Below are 20,433 nucleotides of genomic sequence, written 5' to 3'. Positions count from 1 at the left end.
GAATTAGTGCAAGTTCAAATTCCGTTTGCCAACATATATAGAAGTATCCGTTGCATTATTGTCACTAAATACATTGTATTACTTGCACAAATCGAACAACTATACATTTGCACAAATCGCACAATTGGTACATCTGCTTGTGCGCACTTACATAATGCGCGGAAAGCCATCGGCATCCGGCCAATTGTCAGATAGATTCAATCAGAGAAACAGCCTGGGCGGCGGATGTAACAACTTCTGTGTTCATACCTTCTCTGAGCAATTCGATAGGGACGCGACCCTTGAGAAGAGGCGAGGGGCTGATCAGCCACAGCCAAGCCAGTCTGGGATCGGAGATCGAGGAAAGGACCTGCCTGATTCCGGGCATAGGCCTGCCGTCGATGAACTGAGCTAGGGGAAATACATGCTTACGGGAGCCTCTCCGAAAGGCAACCACATCATTGTGTTGCTGCCACCAATACAAAGTGGACCGCGGTATTCCAAAACGTCTCTCGAGATGCGTCGACCCCGCAACTGGACCGGCCCATTCTGCAATGCGCGCGCCTTCTCTCGGGCAATCTTTCAGAACCGGATGCCCGAGCGGATGATCGGCTGCCCGTGGTCGCGAAGCGATCTCACCCGCCTGGGCGTTTAGCCGTCGCGCTGCTTCGGCCTCGAGCCTACCAAGAAATTCGGCGGCCACGACGGTCAATTCGTTGGAAGGAGAACCAGAAGGCGCAACAGCAGCCTTGTCACCCTGCTTCGCCTCATCGCATTGGGCAAGAATACGCTGCACCTCCCTCATGACAAAGCTTGAAAGCTCGGTCTGGCGCTTTTCATCCCCAAGATCACTCGACGCGGACATATCTGGCTTTCCCAATAGCATTCCCTCAGCAAGCCTCCGAAAGAGCGTTGAAGAAGTTGGGGGGACGGCGATGTGTTGCGTTTTCGTATGCGCGCAACCTAGCAGCCGTCTTGCGGCTTCAACTTTTGCCTCTCAATAAAAAGGGAAGAACATCAATTGACGACCGTCTTGCCCCCCACGATCGAAACAGACGCACATCGCAGTGCACGCTTCACAGTGGGACGCTATCCGCGACGCTCATTTGTGCAAGTTTAAAGTTTAGCTTGCCAGCTTTATATAATTAGACGTTTCTTTTATGCAACACTTTTCCAAGTGTTACTTGCACAAATCGAACGTCTTGCACATTTAGACGAACTGTACATTCGACAGCGACTTTGACGCACGCGTTTACTGGCGGTATACATCCCTCACCGTTGCCGCAAGGCATTGGCCCACTCGCGCGGCACCTACTTCACGACAAAGGTTGAAAGCCCGTCCTCGGGCGTTTCATTTCCAAGATCACTTCGATCCACTCATACGGGCTTCCCGAGCGAGACCGTGGGTTCGGACCGTGCGAATGAATTTCTCGTTATAATCGAATTGATTATAAGGGTATATTTCTACGTTGAGTATAAAGGATGTCAAGCCCGCGCCAGCGGCAATTTTGTCCGGGCGACCGCCGTTTCGTCGAGGACATGGTGGCGGAAGCGATAAAGCTTCGCCGGCCGACCGCCGGTATCAAAAGCACTTTCGCCGGTCTCCTCCACCAGTTCCTGCTGCTCCATCAACCCGCGAAAGTTCTGCTGAAGCGCCCCTGCCGATGTAATCGTCAACGCCGTCCGCGTCAGCGCATTGCCATCGGCGAGAAGCCGACGACATTGTTGATGACGAACGTAACGATCCGCGGCTTCAGACAGGAATGTGCGCTTCGTCCAGATGGATGGAGTGGGCTGGCAGGTTCCGGGCGGCCGCGCCGTTGAGGATGCAGCATCGAGAGCCGCGCTCGCCGAGGAAGACATAGGTCGAGATGCACGCGCCGGAAGTCTTGCTCCATGTCTCCACGAATCCATTGGCAAGGATCCCGGCTTCTTCGCAGTGGTCAGGGTCGAGCGTTATCGAACCGTGGTAGTTGAGGTTTGCTTCGGTGACGTGGATGCGTGCAGCTTGCCGGCGACTATTTTTCGCATTGGCCCCGTTGTCCTATTCATCTCACAGAGCCAGTCCTGATGTTGAGCACCTTCGCTGGGCTAAATCCCGACGACGAGCGCCCCGCCGCTGAGTCCCGCACCTGCCGCCGCGAGAAGGATTTTTTCGTCCGGTCGAAACGGCTCCGCTTGATTGGCGAGCGACAGTGAGAGCGGGATCGTCGCGGCCGAAGAGTTGCCGTATTCGGCAATCGTCTTGACAATTGCTTGATCCGCTATGCCGAGGTTGCTCCCGACAGCATCGAAAATGCGAGCATTGGCCTGATGCGGCACGAACCGGTCGACATCCTGTGGGCGCACTCCGGCAGCGGCTAGCGCGCTTATCGAGCAATCGGTCATCATCTCGACGGCCTTTGCGAACACTTCGCGTCCGTCGGTCATCGTCATTCGGGTCTGCCCGAGATCCAGGCCGCCATGAAACGGGACGTTGCTTCCCCCCGCGGGTATCTGGATCAGCCCGTAGCGCGAGCCGTCCGAATCCACGGAGGCACCGAGAATCCCCCGATCAGTATCCTCGCACGGACCGATCACGAGGGCGCCGGCGGCATCGGCAAACAGCACGGCGCTGGCGCGCTCAGAGGGATTGATGCGGCGGCTGAGGATATTGGCGGCGATAACAAGGCTCGCTTTGCCGTGCAGGCGGGTGAACCCGTCCGCAAACATCAGCGCATAGATGAAGCCGGCGCAGGCGCCGGTGAGATCGATCGCGCCGGCGCGGCCGAGCCCCAGCCGATGTGCGACCAGGGGCGCGCTGGGCGGCAGGAGGTGATCGGGCGTCGAGGTGGCAAGCAGCAGCAGACCGATGTCGTGGCGCGCAATGCCGGCGCTGGCCAGCGCCATCGCGCCGGCCTGCGCAGCAAGACCAGACAGCGTGTCTTCGTCCGTTGCCCAGAAGCGCGACCGGATTCCAGTACGCCGCTCGATCCAGCCCGGTTCGAGGCCGAGATTGTTCTCGATTTCGGCATTCGCCACCTTTCGGCCAGGCGCATGATGGCCAAACCCGAGCAGGCGCGACAACCTGCTCATGGCTTTGAGCCGAAGCGTTCGCCGGCCTCCTCGATCGCGTCATGGAGCCGATCGAGCTCGTCGCCGGTGACGCAATAGGGCGGCAGGAGATAAAGGACATTGCCGAGCGGGCGCACAAGCAGGCCGAGCTCGAGGAAAAAGGCCCGCAGCTTAGGTCCGATCTCGGCCAGATAGCCGGCAGAGCCGGCGCGCAGGTCGAGAGCCAGGATCGTGCCGATCGCGCGGCTGTCGGTGAAGTTGGCATTGTCGCGAAAGCGTCGAAACCCGGCGGCCTGTCTCTCGCTCAAGGCCGCGATCCGCTCGGCCACCGGCTCGTCACGCCAGATCTCGACATTGGCGAGTGCTGCCGCGCAGGCAATCGGATTGGCCGTGTAGGAACTCGAGTGGAAAAACGTCTTCTTGCGATCCGCTGAATAATGAGCCTGGAAGATCGCATCGGTGGCAAGCGTGGCCGCCAGCGGGATCACGCCGCCGGTCAAGCCTTTGGAGGTGCACAGGATATCTGGAGAAATCGATGCCTGCTCGCAGGCGAACATGCTCCCGGTGCGGCCCCAGCCGGTCATCACCTCGTCGGCAATCAGCAGCGTGCCGGAGGCTTCGGCAATCTTCTTCAATCCGGTCAGAACCGAGGCCGGATACATCAGCATGCCGCCGGCGCCAAGCACGAGCGGTTCGACGATCAGCGCGGCGGCGCGCCGGTCGCGGGAGACTGCCTCGAATCTATCCAGCGTTTCCTGCTCGCGGCCGGCGGCCGGGAAGGGAATGGTGTCGACCTCGAACAGCAAGGGTTCGTAGGCGGCGTTGAACACGCCACGGGCGCCGACGCTCATCGTGCCGATCGTGTCGCCATGATAGCTGTGCTCCATGACGACGATGCGCGAGCGCGGCGCGCCGATGTTGCGGAAATAGCCGAGGGCCATCTTCAGCGCGACTTCGACGCTGGTCGAGCCGCTGTCCGAATAGAACACCCAGTCGAGTCCGGCGGGAGCGAGTCCGACAAGCGCCTTGGCCAAGCATTCGGCAGGCTCGTGCGTGAAACCTGCGAAGATGATCTGGTCGAGGCTCGAGGCGGTCGTCTCGATTGCCTTTATAATGCGGGGATGGCGGTGGCCATGGGTGACGACCCACCAGGAGGAAATGGCGTCCAGAATGCGCACGCCATTGGCTTTGTGGAGATACGCGCCTTCAGTCAGGACGATTTCAGGGATCGCCGGCTCGAGCGCGTGCTGGGTGAAGGGGTGCCATACGCGAGAATGCGACATCATTGGCCCCCGGCAATCAGTGCGAGATCGAAGTTGGCAATCATCGCTTCCCCCAGTGCTTTGGGCGTCAGCGGATCGAGGTGCGGCAGCCTGCCGAGTTGCGGCACGTCGCCGAATTCCACGATCGTCCGTTGCGTATCGGTCATCTCATCGCCGATGAAGGCGATGCCAGCCAGCGGGATAGCGCGCGCCCGCAGGGCTTCGATCGACAGCAGGGTGTGATTGATTGTTCCGAGCGCGGTGCGGGCGCACAGAATGACCGGCAACTGCCATTGCTCGAATATGTCGATGAACCTTGTCCGGCGGTTCAGCGGCACCATCAGCCCGCCGGCGCCTTCGATGACGAGCGGTGTCGGCAGGACCGGAAACGAAAGATCGGCAGCCTCGATCGAAACGTCGTCGATTTCGGCCGAACGATGCGGCGAAAGCGGGCTCTTCAAGCGGTAGGCTTCCGGCAGCACGCGCCCCGACGGCAGCCCGGCAAGTCGCGCAACCGCCTCGCTGTCGGTCTCGCCGTCGAGGCCCGATTGCACCGGCTTCCAGTAGAAACCGTCAAGCAGGCCGGCAAGCCCGGCCGAAAACACCGTCTTGCCAATTCCGGTGTCTGTTCCGGTGATGACGATGCGCTTGGTCATGTCGCCTCCGGTCATGTCTGGGCCAACACCTCGACGAGCGCCTCGACCATGGCGGAAATGTCGGCTTCGCCGATATTGAGCGTCAGCGAAATGCGCAGGCGCGACGTGCCCTCGGGCACGGTCGGCGGACGAATGCCGCGTATGTCGAAGCCGCGGGCCTGCAGGCGCGCCGCCACTGCCATGGTGCGCCTGACATCGCCGATCACCAAGGGCTGGATCTGAGAGCCACTTGGTATCACGCCGCAGCGATCGACCAATTGGCGGCCTGCGAGGGCGACGCGTTCATGCAGCTGAAAACGCCGCCTAGGCTCGTCGGCGAGCATTGCGAGCGCTTCGCGCGCCGCGACCGCCATGAGCGGCGAGGGCGCGGTGGCGTAGATGAATGGCCGGCAACGGTTGATCAGATACTCGCACAGTGTCCTCGGCCCGGTCACGAGCCCACCAGATGCGCCGAGCGCCTTGCCGCAGGTGTGGAGCGCGACGATGTTGTCGCGGCCCTCGAAAGCGGCGGCCAGTCCCCGGCCGTCCGGTCCCCAGACGCCGGTCGCGTGCGCCTCGTCAATGACGATGAATGCGTTGTGCCGATCGGCAAGCGCGGCCAGGCTCTCCAAAGGCGCGCAGTCGCCATCCATGCTGTATAGGCTTTCCACCGCAATCCAGACGCATCCCATGCCGCCTTCGGCGCGCCAACGCTTGATCGCGTCCTCGACAGCATCGACGTCGTTGTGCGCGGCCAGCTTGAACTCGGCACGTCCGGCCTGTGCCCCCTCATGCATGCTGGCATGGGCGAGCTCATCGAGGACCAAAAGGTCGCCCTTCTGCGGCAGCGCAGTCAGCAGAGCGAAGTTGGCGATGTAGCCGCTGCCGAAGAACAGCGCGCGGTCGGCTCCAAAGAATGCCGCCGCGTCTGCCTCGAGCTGCTCGTGTTCCGGCGCATTGCCGCGCAACAGCCGCGACCCGGTGGCGCCAACCGGCGTGCCACGCGCAATCGCCGCCGCAACCGCTTCGCCAAGTCTTTTGGAGGCGGCAAGCCCGAGATAGTCGTTCGACGAGAAGTCGCGCCCGGCGCACGGCTTCAGCGTCCGCAGCCGGTCCTTGCGCGCCAGTCCCTGCAAGGTCGCCTCATAGCGGGCAAGCGGTGCCCCGTTCATTGCGCCTCGAGTTCCATCGGCTCGATGCCAAGGCGCCGGAACAGCAGGGTATCCTTGTCCTCACCGGGATTGTCCGCCGTCAGCAGCGTGTCGCCGACGAAGATCGAGTTGGCGCCGGCAAAAAAGCACAGCGCCTGCATCTCGTCGGTCATGGCCGTACGGCCGGCGGAAAGACGGATATGCGATTTCGGCATCATGATGCGCGCCAGCGCGATTACGCGCACGAATTCGATCGGCTCGATCGGCTTGGCTTCGGCAAGCGGGGTGCCGGGGATCGGGATCAGCATGTTGATCGGAACGCTTTGCGGATGTTCCGGCAGGTTGGCCAGCGTCACCAGCATGCCGATCCGGTCCACCGGCTCCTCGCCCATGCCGACAATGCCGCCGCAGCAGACCTTGATGCCGGATTGGCGAACGTGCTCGAGCGTCTCGAGCCGCTCGGCAAAGCTGCGCGTGCTGATGATCTCGCTATAGTAGCGTTCCGATGTATCGATGTTGTGGTTGTAAAAGTCGAGACCAGCCTGCTTCAGTCGAGCGGCTTGCTCAAGATCGAGCATGCCGAGCGTCATGCAGGTCTCCATGCCCAGCGCCTTGACGCCTTCGACCATCGCCACCACCGCATCCATGTCGCGCGCCTTGGGGTTTCGCCAGGCCGCGCCCATGCAATAGCGGGTGGCGCCGGCGTCACGCGCTTTCTTCGCTTCGGCGACGACGTGCCGGACCTCCATCAGCTTCGACGCCTTCAGGCCGGTCTCGTGCTGCGCCGACTGGCTGCAATAGCCGCAATCCTCCGGGCATCCGCCCGTCTTGATGCTGAGCAGCCGGCTGAGCTGGACCTTGTTTGGATCGAAATTCTGGCGGTGCACGGTTTGCGCGAGGAAGAGGAGATTGTTGAAGGGGGCATCGTGAAGTGCCCGAGCCTTCTCCAGGGTCCACGCTCCAGGGTCAGGGGATTGAGCCTGTGGCGATGTCTGCGTTGGACTGGCTGTTTGCATGTCCATGCTGTTCCTCCGGTTCTGCCTTGCTTTGCTGTCTGATTGATGACGATCGGAAAGGACAGTTGATTCGATCCTGTTCGTCCCTCAGGCAATCATGGGCCCCAATAGTCGAGGCCGATATCCAGGATCGGCGCGCTGTGGGTCAGTCGGCCGACTGAAATCAGATCAACGCCGGTCGCGGCAATCGCTCGCGCTGTATCGGATGCGATCCCGCCAGAAGCCTCGGTGATAGCACGGCCGCCAACGATTGCGACGGCGCGGCGAAGATCGGCGAGGGACATGTTGTCGAGCAGAACCGCATCGGGAGCGAAGCCAAGTACCTCCTCCAACTGGGCCAGCGTATCGACCTCGACTTCGATCTTGACGAGATGACCGGCCCGTCTTCGTGCTCGCTCGAGCGCCGGGCGAACGCCGCCTGCGATGGCGATGTGGTTGTCCTTGATCAGAATTGCGTCGTCGAGGCCGAAGCGGTGATTGGATCCGCCACCCGCGCGCACGGCATATTTTTCGACTGCCCGCAATCCGGGCGTCGTCTTGCGCGTGCAGACGATCTTCGCGCCATATCCACGAACCGCAGCGACGATCGATGCCGTTGCTGTAGCGATGCCGCTCAGATGACAGAGAAAATTGAGCGCCGTCCGTTCGGCTGTGAGAATGGCCCGGGCCGGACCACTCACCGTTGCAATGACCTCTCCATCCATGACATTGCAGCCGTCTGCCCGCTCCACCGAGATTTCGACATCAGGATCAATCAAGCGGAAAGCGAGCATCGCCAGATCGAGGCCGGCGACAACTCCGGACTGGCGCGCCGCCAGCACGGTTCCCGCTTGGTGTGCCTTCGGCACGATGGCCTCCGTGGTCAAGTCGCCGGCTCTGCCAAGGTCTTCAAGAAGAGCTGCCCTTACAAGCGGCTCAAGCATGACCGTGGGAAGCGGTGAGAGCGTCATCACTTTGCCCCTTCGAGGCTTGGCGAGTTTCCGAGTTCCCGCGCAGCGGCCAAGGCGGCTTCGAGGGTGATTTCGGACCGTCGGGCGACAGTCGCATGATGAGGAAAATCTGTCCGGTAATGAGCGCCGCGGCTTTCTTGGCGCAACAAGGCGGCAACCGCGATCATTAGCCCGACAGCCGCCGCATCCGAGGCCGCGTCCAGGCTTTCGGCGAGCGGCAATAAGGCACGTGCGGCTGCTTTCAGACCTTCACCATCCCGGACGATGCCCAGTGCACGCGACAGGAAAACACGCACGGGTATCGGAGCGGGCGATGGGTGAACGTCCGCAACCGCAGGCCTTGTTCTGCGAGCAGGCGTTCCGGCGACACTTTCAGCGACCCAGCGCGCGCACACGACGGCCTCGGTCAAGGAATTGCTGGCGAGCCTGTTGGCGCCATGCAGTCCTGTCGAAGCGACTTCGCCGCAGGCCCACAGCCCCTTGACGGACGTCCTACCGGAGCCGTCCACGGCAACGCCACCCATGTGGTAGTGTTGGGCCGGACGAATGGGGATGAGATCGCGCGCGGGATTGATGCCGGCTCCACGACAGGCTGATGCAATTGTCGGGAAGTGTCGAGCAAATTCCGGGCCAGGCCGTTGCCGCGCGTCGAGAAAAACACGGTGGCCGTTGGCAAGATGGTTCCAGACGGCGCGCGCCAAGACATCACGAGGCGCAAGTTCCGCCCCTGACACGCTCTGGAGAAAAGCCTGGCCGGTTTCGTCGATCAGGGCAGCACCTTCGCCGCGGACGGCCTCGCTGACCAGCGCCATAGGGCGTTCCGGGCCGTCAAGCGCGGTCGGGTGGAACTGGATGAACTCGAGGTCGGCAAGGACAGCTCCAGCGCGGGCCGCAAGCGCCAGGCCCTGTCCGCAACTGCCCGAAGGATTGGTGGTGTCGAGAAACAGTCCCCCGATCCCACCGGTGGCGAGGACGACCCGCCGTGAGCCGAAGAAGACAGGTCCTATCGAACCGCTCGCCCAGACGCCTCGGATCGCATTCTCTCGCACCGCCAGTCGGCGCGCTTCCACGCCCTCCACGACAACAATCGACGGAGTGGAACGCACAGCCGCGATCAGGGCACGCATGATCTCACGCCCGGTGCCGTCACCATGCGCATGAACGATGCGACGTCGGCTGTGTGCGGCCTCCAATCCGAGGCACAGTGATCCTTTCGACGTACGGTCGAAGGGAACCCCAAAGCCCGCAAGCCCCTCTATCGCCTTGGGCGCGGCTTGGAGGATGCGGCTCGCCACGTCTGTGTCGCAGAGACCATCCCCGGCGGCAAGCGTATCGGCCAGGTGCAGTTCCGGATCGTCGTCTTCGCCGAAACTTGCAGCCAGACCACCCTGTGCCCACGTGCTCGAATTGTCAGCTCCCAGCAGCGTCCTGGACAGAAGCAGCACCGGCTCCGGCGCCAGTTGAAGCGCGGTCATCAGTCCGGCGATGCCGCCGCCGATGATGATCGGCCGCCCGAAGATGCTGCGGACATCGGCGCTCAAATTGCCAGCATCCGTTCGACCGCAAGCCGCGCGCGCCCGGCGATCCCGGGTTCGATGGTTACGATATGGTGGTTCTGCTCGAGCGCCATGCGGATGTTGGCAAGCGTGATCCGCTTCATGTGCGGGCACAAATTGCAGGGCCGGATGAACTCGACCTCTGGGTGCGCTAACGCGACGTTGTCGCTCATCGAACATTCCGTCATCAGCACGACACGTGCCGGCCTTTGCCTTTCGACATAGTCGGACATGGCAGCGGTCGAGCCGGAAAAATCTGCTTCAGCCACGACGTCGGGCGGGCATTCGGGATGCGCGAGCACGATCACGCCGGGATGGCTTTCGCGCAACTCGCGGATGTCGGCCGGTGTAAAGCGCTCATGCACCTCGCAATGCCCTTTCCAGGCGATGATCTGCACATCGGTCTGGGCGGCGATATTCTGGGCCAGATATTCGTCCGGCAACATGATCACCTGGGGAACGCCAAGGGATTGGACGACCGCCTTGGCGTTGCCGGATGTACAGCAGATATCCGACTCGGCTTTCACTTCGGCCGACGTGTTGACATAAGTGATGATCGGCACGCCGGGATAACGCTGGCGCATCAAGCGCACGTCTTCTGCCGTGATCGATTCCGCCAACGAACAGCCTGCCCGCAGGTCGGGAATGAGCACCGTCTTTTGCGGATTGAGCAGCTTGGCCGTTTCGGCCATGAAATGTACGCCGGCCAGCACGATGACTTGCGCCTCGATCGTCGCAGCCGTGCGGGCCAGTGCCAAGCTGTCGCCGACGATGTCGGCCACGCAATGGAAGATCTCGGGGGTCTGATAGTTGTGCGCCAGGATGATGGCGTTGCGCTCGCGCTTCAGTGCAAGGATCGCCTCGATATCCTCGACGAAAGCCGGCCATTCGATCGGCGGGATCACTCGTCGGACGCGCTCGTAGAGAAACGCGGTCGCAGGCAGCACGGCGCTCATCGACCCCTCCAGCTTATACTCTAGTTGAAAATAACCAGCATATACTTGCTGTGAGTATAAGCGATGTCAACCCCGCGCCAGCGGCAATTTTGTCCCGGCGATGACCCTCTCGTCGAGAACGGCGTGGCGGAACCGGTAAAGCTTCGCTGGCCGGCCGCCGGTCTCCGCGGTTGCCTCTCCGGTCTCTTCGACCAGCTCCTGCTGCTCGATCAGCCGGCGAAAGTTCGGCTTACGCACGAGCCTGCCGGCAAGCGCCTCCACGGTTCGCTGCAGCTGCAAAAGCGTGAAGACCGGCGGCATCAGCTCAAAGACGACCGGCCGGTATTTGATCTTGGAGCGCAGCCGTGCAATGCCGGTCGCCACGATGCGGCGATGATCGGCGACCATAGACTTGCTGGGCACCAGCGGAGGCAGCGTCGCGTCCCGTCCGCTTCCGGCCTCTTGGACCAGGCCTGCTTCGTAGACTAACTCATAGCGTTGAAGCGTGAGTTCCTCGTTCCAAAGGCGGTCGTCGAAGCCGAACGCTATCGTCGCCCGCTGCCAGCGTTCACGTCGCGTGGCCACGTCGCTGACGCCGTCTGCCCATTCGATCAGGCGCGGTCGCAGAACGTCCAGCACGACCGGAGGCGTGCCGGAGCGGTGGTCCTCCCATGGAAAATATTCATACCAGCTCTGCCAGCCGCACTTGGGCGAGCCAGCTGCCTGTTCCTTGCGGGTCAATGCGAGATAGCTGATGGAGATGACGCGCTGCTGGCGCTCGGCGCCGATGCGATCCCGATCCGCGAAGGTGTAGAGTTGCTCAATATACCCCAGCGGATGGCCGGTCTGCTGCTCGACCCACCCCCTCAAACCGGATTGCAGCGATCGGTGCTCAAGCGCAAATGGTCCGGAGGGAAGGGTGTCCGCCTGGCCGATGGTGAGGACACAGGGTTCACTGTCGTTTACGGCGACGACAAAGGCGATCAGGTCCACTTTGACTTCGTCGGCCTTGACGGCGGCTCTGTCTTTCCTGGGTCCTTTTGCCTGATCGTCCATGTTCGCGAAAGTGGTTGGCCAGCTCGGGGGCGCCTGAATCGATTTAAGTGTAAGCGCGCCTGTCCGCACGTCAACACCGCACAGCTGCACGGCCATTTTTAGCTCTTCGCACTTGCACACAAATGTGGCAAACGCGACACCCGCGGTTGGGAACGTTGGGGAAGGAGGGTCCATTGAGTGCGTTTGGTGACACCAAGGCGATCACACCGCCGGATATTCGTTCGCGCAAAGGTGGGACGCCGCTCGTCTGCCTTACCGCCTACACGACGCCAGTCGCCCGGCTTGTCGATCCCCATTGCGATGTGGTGCTGGTCGGCGACAGCGTCGGCATGGTTCTCCACGGCCTGCCCTCGACGCTCGGTGTGACGCTGGAGATGATGATCACGCACGGCCAGGCCGTGCGCCGTGGCCTCGAGCAGGCGCTGATGGTCGTCGACCTGCCGTTCGGTTCCTTCGAGGAAAGCCCCGAGCAGGCTTTCCGCAATGCCGCGCGCGTCATGGCCGAGACCGGCTGCGCGGCCGTCAAGCTCGAAGGCGGCGAAACGATGGCAGAGACGATCGGCTTCCTCGCCGCGCGCGGCGTGCCGGTCATGGCCCATGTCGGCTTGACGCCGCAGGCGATCAACACCATCGGTGGCTACCGCGTGCAGGGCAGAGGCGGGGATGCCGAGCGCATCAGGCGCGACGCGCTTGCGGTGAGCGAAGCGGGCGCCTTTGCGGTCGTGCTGGAGAAGGTTCCCGAGGCGCTCGCCCGCCGGATCACCGGGGAGGTGGCGACCCCGACCATTGGCATCGGTGCCTCGGCAGCCTGTGACGGCCAGATTCTCGTCGTCGACGACATGCTGGGCCTCTTCGGCGACTTCCGGCCCAAATTCGTCAAGCGCTATGCTGAACTGGGGGAGGCCGCTGCGGCTGCGATCGCGGCCTATGCGCGGGAAGTGAAGGAGCGCCAGTTTCCGGCCGCCGAGCACGTGTTTGCCGATGCGCCCAAGCCCGCCGACGGGGACGCCACCAAGAGCGGAGAAGCAGCGTGAGCGTGCCGATTGTCAGGAGCGTTGCCCAGCTTCGCCAAATCGTCGCCGCATGGCGCCGCGAGGGCGTGAGGATTGCCGTGGTGCCAACGATGGGCGTCCTGCATGAGGGCCATCTCAGCCTGGTGCGCGCGGCACTCGAGAAGGCCGACCGCGTGATCGTGACGCTCTTTGTCAACCCGAAGCAATTCAACAGCCAGGCCGATCTCGCCGCGTATCCGAGCACCGAGGACGAGGATGCCGCCAAGCTGGCACCGCTTGGCGCGCACCTGCTTTATGCGCCGGATGCAGAGGAAATGTATCCGGCGGCCTTCGCCACGACCGTTTCGGTGTCCGGTGTCAGCGAGGGCCTGTGCGGTGCCTTCCGGCCGGGACATTTTGATGGCGTGGCGACCGTCGTCGCCAAGCTCTTCCTGCAGACCAGCGCTGACTTCGGCTTCTTTGGCGAAAAGGACTTTCAGCAGCTTCAGCTAGTCAGGCGTATGGCCCGGGACCTGGATATTCCAATCACCATTGTTCCTTGTCCGACAGTCCGCGAAGCCGACGGTCTTGCACTATCATCGCGCAATGTCCGGCTCTCGCCAGCAGAGCGTGCTGTTGCCCCCAAGCTACCATCGGTCTTGCTCGAGACGGCTGAGCGGCTTGCCCGCGGCTCGCCCGTCCTGCCAACGCTTGCCGAAGCGCGCGCAGCAATTCTGGCTGCGGGCTATCGCGAGGTCGAATACCTGGAACTTCGCGACGAGGCAGATTTGCGACCCATGACAAGCCTTGACCGACCTGCACGCTTGCTTGTCGCGGCCTGGCTCGGCGGCACACGGCTCATAGACAACGTCAGAATATCACGGGTTTCAACAGATTAACGGGGTTCTCGGCACGCGCTGTATCCGTCCGGGATCGTTTAAAACAAGGTCTCTGCCTGGCATCGAGCGATCACGGAGGTTACGCAAAGCGCAAATGCATCGCGTGTTTGAGAACTTCGTCGAGCAACTGTCTGCAAGTGTTGATGCTGCCGATCTCCGTGAGGCAATGGCATCCGCTGCAGCCGGCTTCGATTTTCCGCTATTCGCCTATTTCACTTACCCGTCGGCCCCCGGCGACGCCCCGCAATTGATCTCAAACTATCCTTCATCCTGGACATCACGTTATCTGCAACAGCGGTACCACAGTCTTGATCCGGTCATCCTGCGCGGGCTGCAAGGCTGGGATACCTTCGATTGGGGTGTGGATCGCGCTCGGCACTGTCTGCCGAATTCGCAGCAACAAATTCTGGAGAGTGCGGCTGAGTTTGGCATCCGCGGCGGCCTGACGATATCCATGCATGATCATTGCGGCCGGTTTGCTGCCCTGACCTTTGCTTCCGACGAGTCCCGCCCGCCTCTGTTGCGGTCACTGACACGTTACGAAAAAGCATTGCAGCTGGTGGCCATCAACTTTCATATCCATGTCCGGCGCAGGCTCGCCGACGATCGCGTGGTGGATGGTGTAACGCTCACCCCGCGGGAGTTCGAGTGCCTGAAATGGGCGGCGCGCGGCAAGTCGGCTTGGGTTATCAGCCAGCTTCTCGGCGTCTCAAAGCGCACCGTGACCTTTCATCTGGAAAACGCCAAGGCAAAGCTTGGCGTTCGAACGATCAACCAGGCCGTTGCACGACTGGCTGCCTCCGGCCAGGCGAGATCCTGATTCGTCGGCCACGATAGCTGTAAACCTCTACAGGCTGCATCGCTGCCGGCTTTGCCCTTCGATGGCGGGAACACATCCCGCACGGAGGCGACCATGATGCAGCTGATAACACCAGACCTTTACGACGAGTTCGCAAGCGAGCTCAAAGAGATGCACGGGCTCAGGTTTCGGGTGTTCAAGGAAAGGCTCGATTGGGAAGTTGATACCGAAGACCAGATGGAAACAGACCCGTTTGATGGTCTGAAGCCTGTCTATCTGCTCCTCAAGGGATCCGACTGGCGAATTCGCGGTTGCGTGCGTCTTTTGCCCAGCACCGGACCCACAATGTTGCGCGACACGTTCCCGGTGCTGCTGGGTGCTGACGTCGTGCCCTCGACCTCCGACATATGGGAGAGCAGTCGTTTCGCGCTCGATCTTCCTCCGTCGGCGCCCAAGGCAGCGGGCGGACTGGCCCAGGCAACCTACGAGCTCTTCGCGGGCATGATCGAGTTCGGCTTGGCCAAGGATCTGACCCGGATAGTAACGGTGACGGATACGCGCATGGAACGGATCCTTCGCCTCGCGACGTGGCCATTGTCGCGCATCGGACAACCCAAGTCCGTCGGCAAAACCGAGGCGGTGGCCGGGTTTCTCGAGATTTCCCGCGCGAGCCTTTTGCGCATCCGCAGCAGGGGACGTCTGAGCGGACCGGTACTGTGGCAACCGGTTCTAGGCCCGTCGGCATTGTGGACACCTGAGCCGTGAAGGATGCTGGTCTGCCCAAGGAAGCGACGGTCGGTCTTGTATGCTGGCCGGACTGGCGTCGTCACGAAGCTTACCACTACGCCAGACGATTGCCACGCACTGCCTGGGCCTGGGAGTTTCTTCGGCGCAATCCACAATTCCAGCGCGACCACGCCAAAATGGCACCGTCCGCCTGCATTGTCGGAGCCCAGGCCGACATGAACATAATCGAGTTGACGACAGGATCATCTTTCCTAAGACAATGGAGCCTCCTTTTTCGCGGACGCGCCACAGTCGGACGCTACGTCGGCAAGGGTCTTTTGGGATCCGCGCGACTGCGCCCGTATTCTACGAGCGGCCGCGGAGCCGGTTGGGCTCGACCACGATTTTGAACCGCTTGATCTTTCTTCGCTCTCGTGCTGCAAGGACATCCTGCTGACACCTGCCGGCGTGCAGCACGTGCTGCTGAGGGAGGACTGCCGGAGTCTGCAGATCGCCCTTTCCGGTGCATCCGTTCTCCGCCCGTTGCGGCTATATGTCGACGCGATCGTGCAGCCGCAGCACCTGAAGTTCCATGTCGCTGCCCTTCAGTTCCTGAACGACATCAATGGTTGCGGCCGCCTGGCAGCTGCTTGCTTTCCGCCGGAACCCCGCGGAGCGCGTCTGCGTATCGTGCTCCAGGCTTTGGACGGCTCGCTTGCGGGAGCATCTCATCAGGAGATCGCCATTGCCCTGTTCGGGAGACGCCGTGTCGAAGACGATTGGTCTCATCCAGGTAGCCATCTTCGCGATCAGGTGCGTCGCGCCATCCAACGTGGCCGCTACCTGATGGGCGGCGGCTATAGACAGTTCCTGATGTAATTCGGGTGACAGCTTGGTGATTGTCTTATTCGAAAACGCGCAGGCATCAATCTCCATTTCTCACTGCTATTGTGCCTTGTACAAGACGTGACACGCGCCTAGTTCTTCCGCAGCGGGAATCGGGTTTGAGTAATACGTACCAAGCACTGAGAACCAACGTTTTCGTGATAGTGCATTCATGCCCCGAGAATCCTGATGACCGTTACGAACCCCGACAAAGCCGGCGCTGACTGAAACGGTCGCTGAACGTGCTCTGTGGCCTGCGCCGCCTGACTCTCGGTTTCGGCCATGCCGACTAACAGCGTATTGATAGGCCATCGCGGGCTAAGCTCTACCGGCGAAAGCCGCGTCAAAGCGGCAGGCAATCAGAAACTAGATCGGCGGCGACGATGATTATGATCAACGTGACGAACGTGAATCATGCCGACGGCGCCGACGTTGCCGATGATGATGATGCCGACCATGCGTCGCTGATGCTGCCTAACTACAGTGCTGTGTGATCATGCCGATCACCGCGTGACCACGAGCGGCGGCGGTTCGTGGTCAGGTGCGTGGCCGGGATGATCGCGCATGGCCGATTGTTCCTTCGTGCCGCGGGTGTGGGCTTGCGTTCGGTCATGAGGACGTCAGGCGCAACGAGGAAGTTAGATCAGGGCCCCAAACGCGTCTTATCCATGGGGTGGATGATAGCTATCCCTACAATCAATTATACCAATATTACCCAATACTACTAGAAGATCTCCCAATGAAAGCGGCCGGATGGGTATCCGTCTCGCGTGGGCTGAAGCTGCCGGCAAGAATGGAAGACGAACATGTGCGGGATTGTTGGCATCGTTGGGCAACAGCCGGTGTCGGATCGGTTGGTCGACGCATTGAAGCGTTTGGAATATCGCGGCTATGATTCCGCCGGCGTTGCGACGATCACCGAAGGTGCCTTGCACCGCCGGCGCGCCGAGGGCAAGCTCGTCAATCTCGAGAGGAGACTGAAGGAAGAGCCGCTGAGCGGCAACATCGGCATCGGCCACACGCGTTGGGCAACCCATGGGGCCTCGACGGAACGCAATGCGCACCCGCACTTTACCGACGGTGTCGCCGTCGTCCATAACGGGATCATCGAGAATTTCACCGAGCTGAAGGACGAATTGGCGGCGGCTGGCGCCGAGTTCCAGACCGATACCGACACCGAGGTCGTCGCGCATCTCTTGGCAAGACACCGCCGGGAGGGCATGAGGCGGCAAGAGGCGATGCGTGCCATGCTGAAACGCGTCAGAGGCGCCTATGCGCTTGCCGTCCTCTTCGAAGATGATCCGTCGACCATCATGGCGGCGCGCAACGGACCACCGCTGGCGATCGGTCACGGCGACGGCGAGATGTTCCTGGGCTCCGACGCGATCGCGCTCGCTCCCTTCACCAATGAAATTACCTATCTCATCGAGGGCGACTGGGCCGTTGTCGGCAATTCGGGCGCCCATATCTTCGATTTCGACGGCCATCCCGTCGAGCGTCCGCGCCATACCTCCACGGCCGCGGCCGATCTGGCCAACAAGGGCACTCATCGCCACTTCATGGAGAAGGAAATCTACGAGCAGCCCGAAGTCATCGCCCATGCTCTCCGTCACTATAGCAACATCATAGAGAATCGCGCCGACACGGTTTCTGGCATCGATTTCGCCAGGATCCCGAGCTTGGCGATCTCGGCCTGCGGGACCGCCTATCTCGCCGGACTGATCGGAAAATACTGGTTCGAGCGCTATGCGCGCCTGACAGTTGAAATCGACGTTGCGTCCGAATTCCGTTACCGCGAGATCCCGTTGTCGCCGCAGTCGGCGGCTCTTTTCATTTCGCAGTCCGGCGAAACCGCTGATACGCTCGCATCGTTGAGGTACTGCAAGGAGCGTGGGCTGAAAATTGGCGCTATCGTCAATGCCTGCGAATCGACCATCGCTCGGGAGGCCGATGCGGTCTTCCCGATCCTTGCCGGACCGGAGATCGGCGTCGCCTCCACCAAGGCGTTTACCTGCCAGCTTGCCGTTCTAGCCGCACTCGCCATCGGCGCCGCCAGAGCCCGCGGGACCGTAACCGAAGACGAGCTGCAGGCGCTCGTCAGGAGCCTCGCCGAAGTGCCGCGCGTCATGGGCCAGGTACTCAACAGCATCCAGCCGGAGATCGAGTTCCTGTCGCGCGAACTGTCAAAGTGTCGTGACGTCCTGTATCTCGGCCGTGGCACCAGTTTCCCGCTAGCGATGGAAGGTGCGCTGAAGCTCAAGGAGATTTCCTACATCCATGCCGAGGGCTATGCGGCGGGTGAATTGAAGCACGGTCCGATCGCATTGATAGACGACAACATGCCAGTGATCGTCATCGCGCCCCATGATCGCTTTTTCGACAAGACCGTCTCCAACATGCAGGAAGTGGCTGCCCGTGGAGGGCGGATTATCCTCATCACCGATGAAAAAGGGGCAGCCGCATCGAAACTCGACACCATGCACACGCTCGTGCTGCCGGCTGTCGACGAGATTATCGCGCCGATGATCTTCTCGCTGCCGATACAGCTTCTTGCCTACCACACGGCGCTCTTCATGGGCACAGATGTAGACCAGCCGCGCAATCTCGCAAAATCGGTCACGGTCGAATGATTGTGAACCTTTATAGGTGGCGATGCTTGTCCATCTTCGCTGCATCGGCGGTGGAAATTGGTCGAAGGTATCAGCGTCCGCGAGGCTGGGTGGACGGTGCCGCGAATAGCCACTGGAGGCGTCAGTGAGAGTTCGAGTTGCTGTTCAAGAAAGCCATCGGGGAGAATGAGTCGTGTAAGATCGCAGGTCGAATGCGCTACAGCCGATCAGGCCATCTCATGGCGGGCAGGTTCTTAGAACTTGATCAGAAGCAGGTGAGCCGCCATATTCCGACCCGGCTGCCAATTTCAAGTGGCCCATTCCATGGATGAGGCCGGTCCGGCCGAATGGACGTCCATTTTTTTGATTTGCTGGGTGTGCGCCAGGGTCGGGGAGGAAATCTCCCGATTTGTCAGGCGCTCCCATCTTCTTGGAGATGTTTATGAAGGATTCGCGCATTCCCGAGCCAGTCTTGACGGCTATGTCGCAGGGGACCCACATCATCCGCGCTTATCGTGAGCACCTTGGGTATTCAATCGAGGACCTCGCGGTCGCGTGCGGGCTTGCCGCTCAGGAAATCCAAAACATCGAGCGGGGTCTAAAGTACAATAAGGGCTATCGGAATCGGATAGCGAGATCGCTGTCCATACCTGTGGGAATTCTTGAGGCAGAGTCGGACATATCGGACGCCGCCTGATCAGTCGGATAATCTGCAATGGGTGGAAGACCGCTCTTGTGATGTGACGTTTGCGGCTGATAGTCGTCGCTTGATTCCGTTGGACGCGAATGCCTTCTGGCGCAGTACCGCCAAGAGAATTCTCGTCCACTGTCCGAGTCAGGAACTGCACACGGGCTCGCCGAACAGGAAGTTGGAACGCTTCGTCATGCTGTCTTAGGCGATATAGCCGCCCGGAGTGCTGCGACACGTGCACGATAGCATTGGCTCGCGAGGATGGATTGCTAACGGCGAACCCATGCTGGTTGGCAAGGCGATACTGGCTGGAGCATCAACTCGGCCGACGAGAGTGGCCCCCCATCCTAGGCAGGATCGGCCGACATGGCCGGCATCGCGAGCCGCTCTGAAAAGAGCACAGCGGGCATCCAGACGCTGCCGGGTTGACTATGGGTGTCGGAACCGCAAAAAGGGGCCGCTCTTCATGAGTGGCGTGCGCCGGCAGTCTAACCCCAAGCCCCCCGCCAGGCTGCCGGCGCGCTTCTAGCCGCCTTGATGCACGGCGATAAGCTTTTGACGGCCTGAAGCGACGTTGTGGTCGCCGTTGCGGTGCTTTTCCACGCGCCTCGTCAGGCGCCGGGATTGCTCCGTCGTGATGGCAGGCGGGGTTTGCAGGTTGCGGTCGACGGGTTCGTTTCGGGGCGTCTGCCCCCATCGTATGTCGCGAGTTGGGGGATGCGATCGAGGACGATGCGCAGGATGCGCTGGTCGGGGCACGATGTCGGCAGGTGCAGGCGGATTTGCGATTTCATCTCGACCACCCGCGCAGCGATTTTGATGAGGCGCAATCGCAGCGTGTCGAATTGGGCGACGGCAAAGCTCGAGCGCCTCGGCATCGCGGCCCGCAAGCCCCACATCAACCAGTAAGCACCGGCATGCAGGAATAGCCGGAACTGGTTGGCCGTCGCTCTGGTGCAGGATGTGCGGTCGGCGGCAAGATGCGTCTTCCACGACTTGATGTGGTTCTCGGCCGCGCCGCGCCGGCAGTAGACATCCTCGTAGAGCGCCTTGGCCTTCCCACCGGCAAGATTGGTGACGACGAAGCGATATCGCCACCTTGGGCGCCGACCTCGACCCGCGCGATGATGCGCTCGACGCGGCTCCAACTAGCGGCGCCGTCAACGAACTCCTTGAACCTGCGGACCTTGCCTGTCTTGGCCGACGCTTCGAAGCGCGCCGTCGTGCTGGCCTCCAGA

18 protein-coding genes and 3 pseudogenes are annotated in these 20,433 nt (G+C 61.4%); 8 read left to right on the top strand and 13 right to left on the bottom strand.

Features of this window, described 5'->3' with window-relative positions:
* Positions 1–187: 187 nt before the first annotated feature.
* From NKH33_RS23470 to NKH33_RS23420, 12 genes and pseudogenes are all read right to left on the bottom strand, one after another.
* A complete protein-coding gene (locus tag NKH33_RS23470; protein WP_352596149.1) occupies positions 188–844 on the bottom strand; it encodes an antitoxin Xre/MbcA/ParS-like domain-containing protein in 657 nt (218 codons plus the stop codon).
* A 620-nt stretch (positions 845–1,464) separates the two neighbouring features.
* Positions 1,465–1,629: pseudogene (locus NKH33_RS33280) on the bottom strand (NrtR DNA-binding winged helix domain-containing protein); the annotation flags it as partial.
* Positions 1,630–1,700: 71 nt separating this feature from the next.
* Positions 1,701–2,010: pseudogene (locus NKH33_RS23465) on the bottom strand (aspartate 1-decarboxylase); the annotation flags it as partial.
* Between the two features lie 60 nt (positions 2,011–2,070).
* Positions 2,071–3,054 carry a 3-oxopimeloyl-[acyl-carrier-protein] synthase BioZ gene (gene bioZ / locus NKH33_RS23460; RefSeq protein ID WP_352671070.1) on the bottom strand — a complete coding sequence of 328 codons (984 nt, stop codon included), beginning with the start codon at positions 3,052–3,054 and terminating at the stop codon, positions 2,071–2,073.
* Positions 3,051–4,316, bottom strand: coding sequence for an adenosylmethionine--8-amino-7-oxononanoate transaminase (locus NKH33_RS23455; RefSeq protein ID WP_352779629.1), 1,266 nt, complete (start codon positions 4,314–4,316; stop codon positions 3,051–3,053). The genes bioZ and NKH33_RS23455 overlap by 4 nt, the downstream gene beginning before the upstream one ends.
* Positions 4,316–4,951, bottom strand: coding sequence for a dethiobiotin synthase (bioD, locus tag NKH33_RS23450; protein WP_352849484.1), 636 nt, complete (start codon positions 4,949–4,951; stop codon positions 4,316–4,318). The genes NKH33_RS23455 and bioD overlap by 1 nt, the downstream gene beginning before the upstream one ends.
* A gap of 11 nt (positions 4,952–4,962) precedes the next feature.
* The gene (locus NKH33_RS23445) at positions 4,963–6,102 is read right to left on the bottom strand and encodes an 8-amino-7-oxononanoate synthase (RefSeq protein WP_352779626.1); all 1,140 of its coding nucleotides are present in this window, start codon (positions 6,100–6,102) and stop codon (positions 4,963–4,965) included.
* A complete protein-coding gene (gene bioB / locus NKH33_RS23440) occupies positions 6,099–7,097 on the bottom strand; it encodes a biotin synthase BioB (RefSeq protein ID WP_352484180.1) in 999 nt (332 codons plus the stop codon). Before bioB ends, NKH33_RS23445 begins: the two co-directional genes overlap by 4 nt.
* A gap of 95 nt (positions 7,098–7,192) precedes the next feature.
* On the bottom strand, positions 7,193–8,047 hold the full coding sequence (gene nadC / locus NKH33_RS23435) for a carboxylating nicotinate-nucleotide diphosphorylase (protein WP_352484146.1): 855 nt from the start codon (positions 8,045–8,047) through the stop codon (positions 7,193–7,195).
* Positions 8,047–9,588 (bottom strand): L-aspartate oxidase, encoded by a 1,542-nt coding sequence (locus NKH33_RS23430; protein ID WP_352921676.1) that lies wholly within the window; start codon positions 9,586–9,588, stop codon positions 8,047–8,049. Before NKH33_RS23430 ends, nadC begins: the two co-directional genes overlap by 1 nt.
* On the bottom strand, positions 9,585–10,559 hold the full coding sequence (gene nadA / locus NKH33_RS23425; RefSeq protein ID WP_352610560.1) for a quinolinate synthase NadA: 975 nt from the start codon (positions 10,557–10,559) through the stop codon (positions 9,585–9,587). Before nadA ends, NKH33_RS23430 begins: the two co-directional genes overlap by 4 nt.
* A gap of 66 nt (positions 10,560–10,625) precedes the next feature.
* On the bottom strand, positions 10,626–11,594 hold the full coding sequence (locus NKH33_RS23420) for an NUDIX hydrolase (RefSeq protein ID WP_352921739.1): 969 nt from the start codon (positions 11,592–11,594) through the stop codon (positions 10,626–10,628).
* A gap of 173 nt (positions 11,595–11,767) precedes the next feature.
* On the opposite strand from NKH33_RS23420, the gene panB reads away from it, so the two are divergent.
* From panB to NKH33_RS23380, 8 genes are all read left to right on the top strand, one after another.
* Entirely contained in the window at positions 11,768–12,628 is an 861-nt protein-coding gene (gene panB, locus NKH33_RS23415; RefSeq protein WP_352458526.1) for a 3-methyl-2-oxobutanoate hydroxymethyltransferase, read from the top strand.
* The gene (gene panC, locus NKH33_RS23410) at positions 12,625–13,485 is read left to right on the top strand and encodes a pantoate--beta-alanine ligase (protein ID WP_352921674.1); all 861 of its coding nucleotides are present in this window, start codon (positions 12,625–12,627) and stop codon (positions 13,483–13,485) included. The genes panB and panC overlap by 4 nt, the downstream gene beginning before the upstream one ends.
* Positions 13,486–13,579: 94 nt before the next feature.
* Positions 13,580–14,305: a LuxR family transcriptional regulator gene (locus NKH33_RS23405; RefSeq protein WP_352518022.1), complete on the top strand. Its 726-nt coding sequence runs from the start codon at positions 13,580–13,582 to the stop codon at positions 14,303–14,305.
* Positions 14,306–14,398: 93 nt separating this feature from the next.
* A complete protein-coding gene (locus tag NKH33_RS23400; RefSeq protein WP_352458529.1) occupies positions 14,399–15,049 on the top strand; it encodes an acyl-homoserine-lactone synthase in 651 nt (216 codons plus the stop codon).
* Entirely contained in the window at positions 15,046–15,420 is a 375-nt protein-coding gene (locus NKH33_RS23395) for a transcriptional regulator domain-containing protein (protein ID WP_352508062.1), read from the top strand. Before NKH33_RS23400 ends, NKH33_RS23395 begins: the two co-directional genes overlap by 4 nt.
* A gap of 58 nt (positions 15,421–15,478) precedes the next feature.
* On the top strand, positions 15,479–15,889 hold the full coding sequence (locus tag NKH33_RS23390) for a DUF2285 domain-containing protein (protein ID WP_352566712.1): 411 nt from the start codon (positions 15,479–15,481) through the stop codon (positions 15,887–15,889).
* 812 nt (positions 15,890–16,701) lie between these two features.
* A complete protein-coding gene (gene glmS, locus NKH33_RS23385; RefSeq protein ID WP_352610861.1) occupies positions 16,702–18,525 on the top strand; it encodes a glutamine--fructose-6-phosphate transaminase (isomerizing) in 1,824 nt (607 codons plus the stop codon).
* A 415-nt stretch (positions 18,526–18,940) separates the two neighbouring features.
* A complete protein-coding gene (locus NKH33_RS23380) occupies positions 18,941–19,201 on the top strand; it encodes a helix-turn-helix domain-containing protein (RefSeq protein WP_352496595.1) in 261 nt (86 codons plus the stop codon).
* A 701-nt stretch (positions 19,202–19,902) separates the two neighbouring features.
* Here the strand turns inward: NKH33_RS23380 and NKH33_RS23375 are convergent.
* Positions 19,903–20,433: pseudogene (locus NKH33_RS23375) on the bottom strand (transposase); the annotation flags it as partial.

Origin of the sequence: Mesorhizobium sp. M1182 (genome assembly GCF_040318335.1) — a bacterium.
Taxonomy (GTDB): domain Bacteria; phylum Pseudomonadota; class Alphaproteobacteria; order Rhizobiales; family Rhizobiaceae; genus Mesorhizobium.
Note: the sequence above shows the minus strand (reverse complement) of the source record. Positions and strands in the feature narration are given on the sequence as shown.

What these genes read in the sequence shown, in the direction of transcription:
- NKH33_RS23470 (WP_352596149.1), bottom strand. Translation starts at nt 844, where the DNA reads ATGTCCGCGTCGAGTGATCTTGGGGATGAAAAGCGCCAGACCGAGCTT.
- bioZ (WP_352671070.1), bottom strand. Translation starts at nt 3,054, where the DNA reads ATGAGCAGGTTGTCGCGCCTGCTCGGGTTTGGCCATCATGCGCCTGGC.
- NKH33_RS23455 (WP_352779629.1), bottom strand. Translation starts at nt 4,316, where the DNA reads ATGTCGCATTCTCGCGTATGGCACCCCTTCACCCAGCACGCGCTCGAG.
- bioD (WP_352849484.1), bottom strand. Translation starts at nt 4,951, where the DNA reads ATGACCAAGCGCATCGTCATCACCGGAACAGACACCGGAATTGGCAAG.
- NKH33_RS23445 (WP_352779626.1), bottom strand. Translation starts at nt 6,102, where the DNA reads ATGAACGGGGCACCGCTTGCCCGCTATGAGGCGACCTTGCAGGGACTG.
- bioB (WP_352484180.1), bottom strand. Translation starts at nt 7,097, where the DNA reads ATGCAAACAGCCAGTCCAACGCAGACATCGCCACAGGCTCAATCCCCT.
- nadC (WP_352484146.1), bottom strand. Translation starts at nt 8,047, where the DNA reads ATGACGCTCTCACCGCTTCCCACGGTCATGCTTGAGCCGCTTGTAAGG.
- nadA (WP_352610560.1), bottom strand. Translation starts at nt 10,559, where the DNA reads ATGAGCGCCGTGCTGCCTGCGACCGCGTTTCTCTACGAGCGCGTCCGA.
- NKH33_RS23420 (WP_352921739.1), bottom strand. Translation starts at nt 11,594, where the DNA reads ATGGACGATCAGGCAAAAGGACCCAGGAAAGACAGAGCCGCCGTCAAG.
- NKH33_RS23405 (WP_352518022.1), top strand. Translation starts at nt 13,580, where the DNA reads ATGCATCGCGTGTTTGAGAACTTCGTCGAGCAACTGTCTGCAAGTGTT.
- NKH33_RS23400 (WP_352458529.1), top strand. Translation starts at nt 14,399, where the DNA reads ATGATGCAGCTGATAACACCAGACCTTTACGACGAGTTCGCAAGCGAG.
- glmS (WP_352610861.1), top strand. Translation starts at nt 16,702, where the DNA reads ATGTGCGGGATTGTTGGCATCGTTGGGCAACAGCCGGTGTCGGATCGG.
- NKH33_RS23380 (WP_352496595.1), top strand. Translation starts at nt 18,941, where the DNA reads ATGTTTATGAAGGATTCGCGCATTCCCGAGCCAGTCTTGACGGCTATG.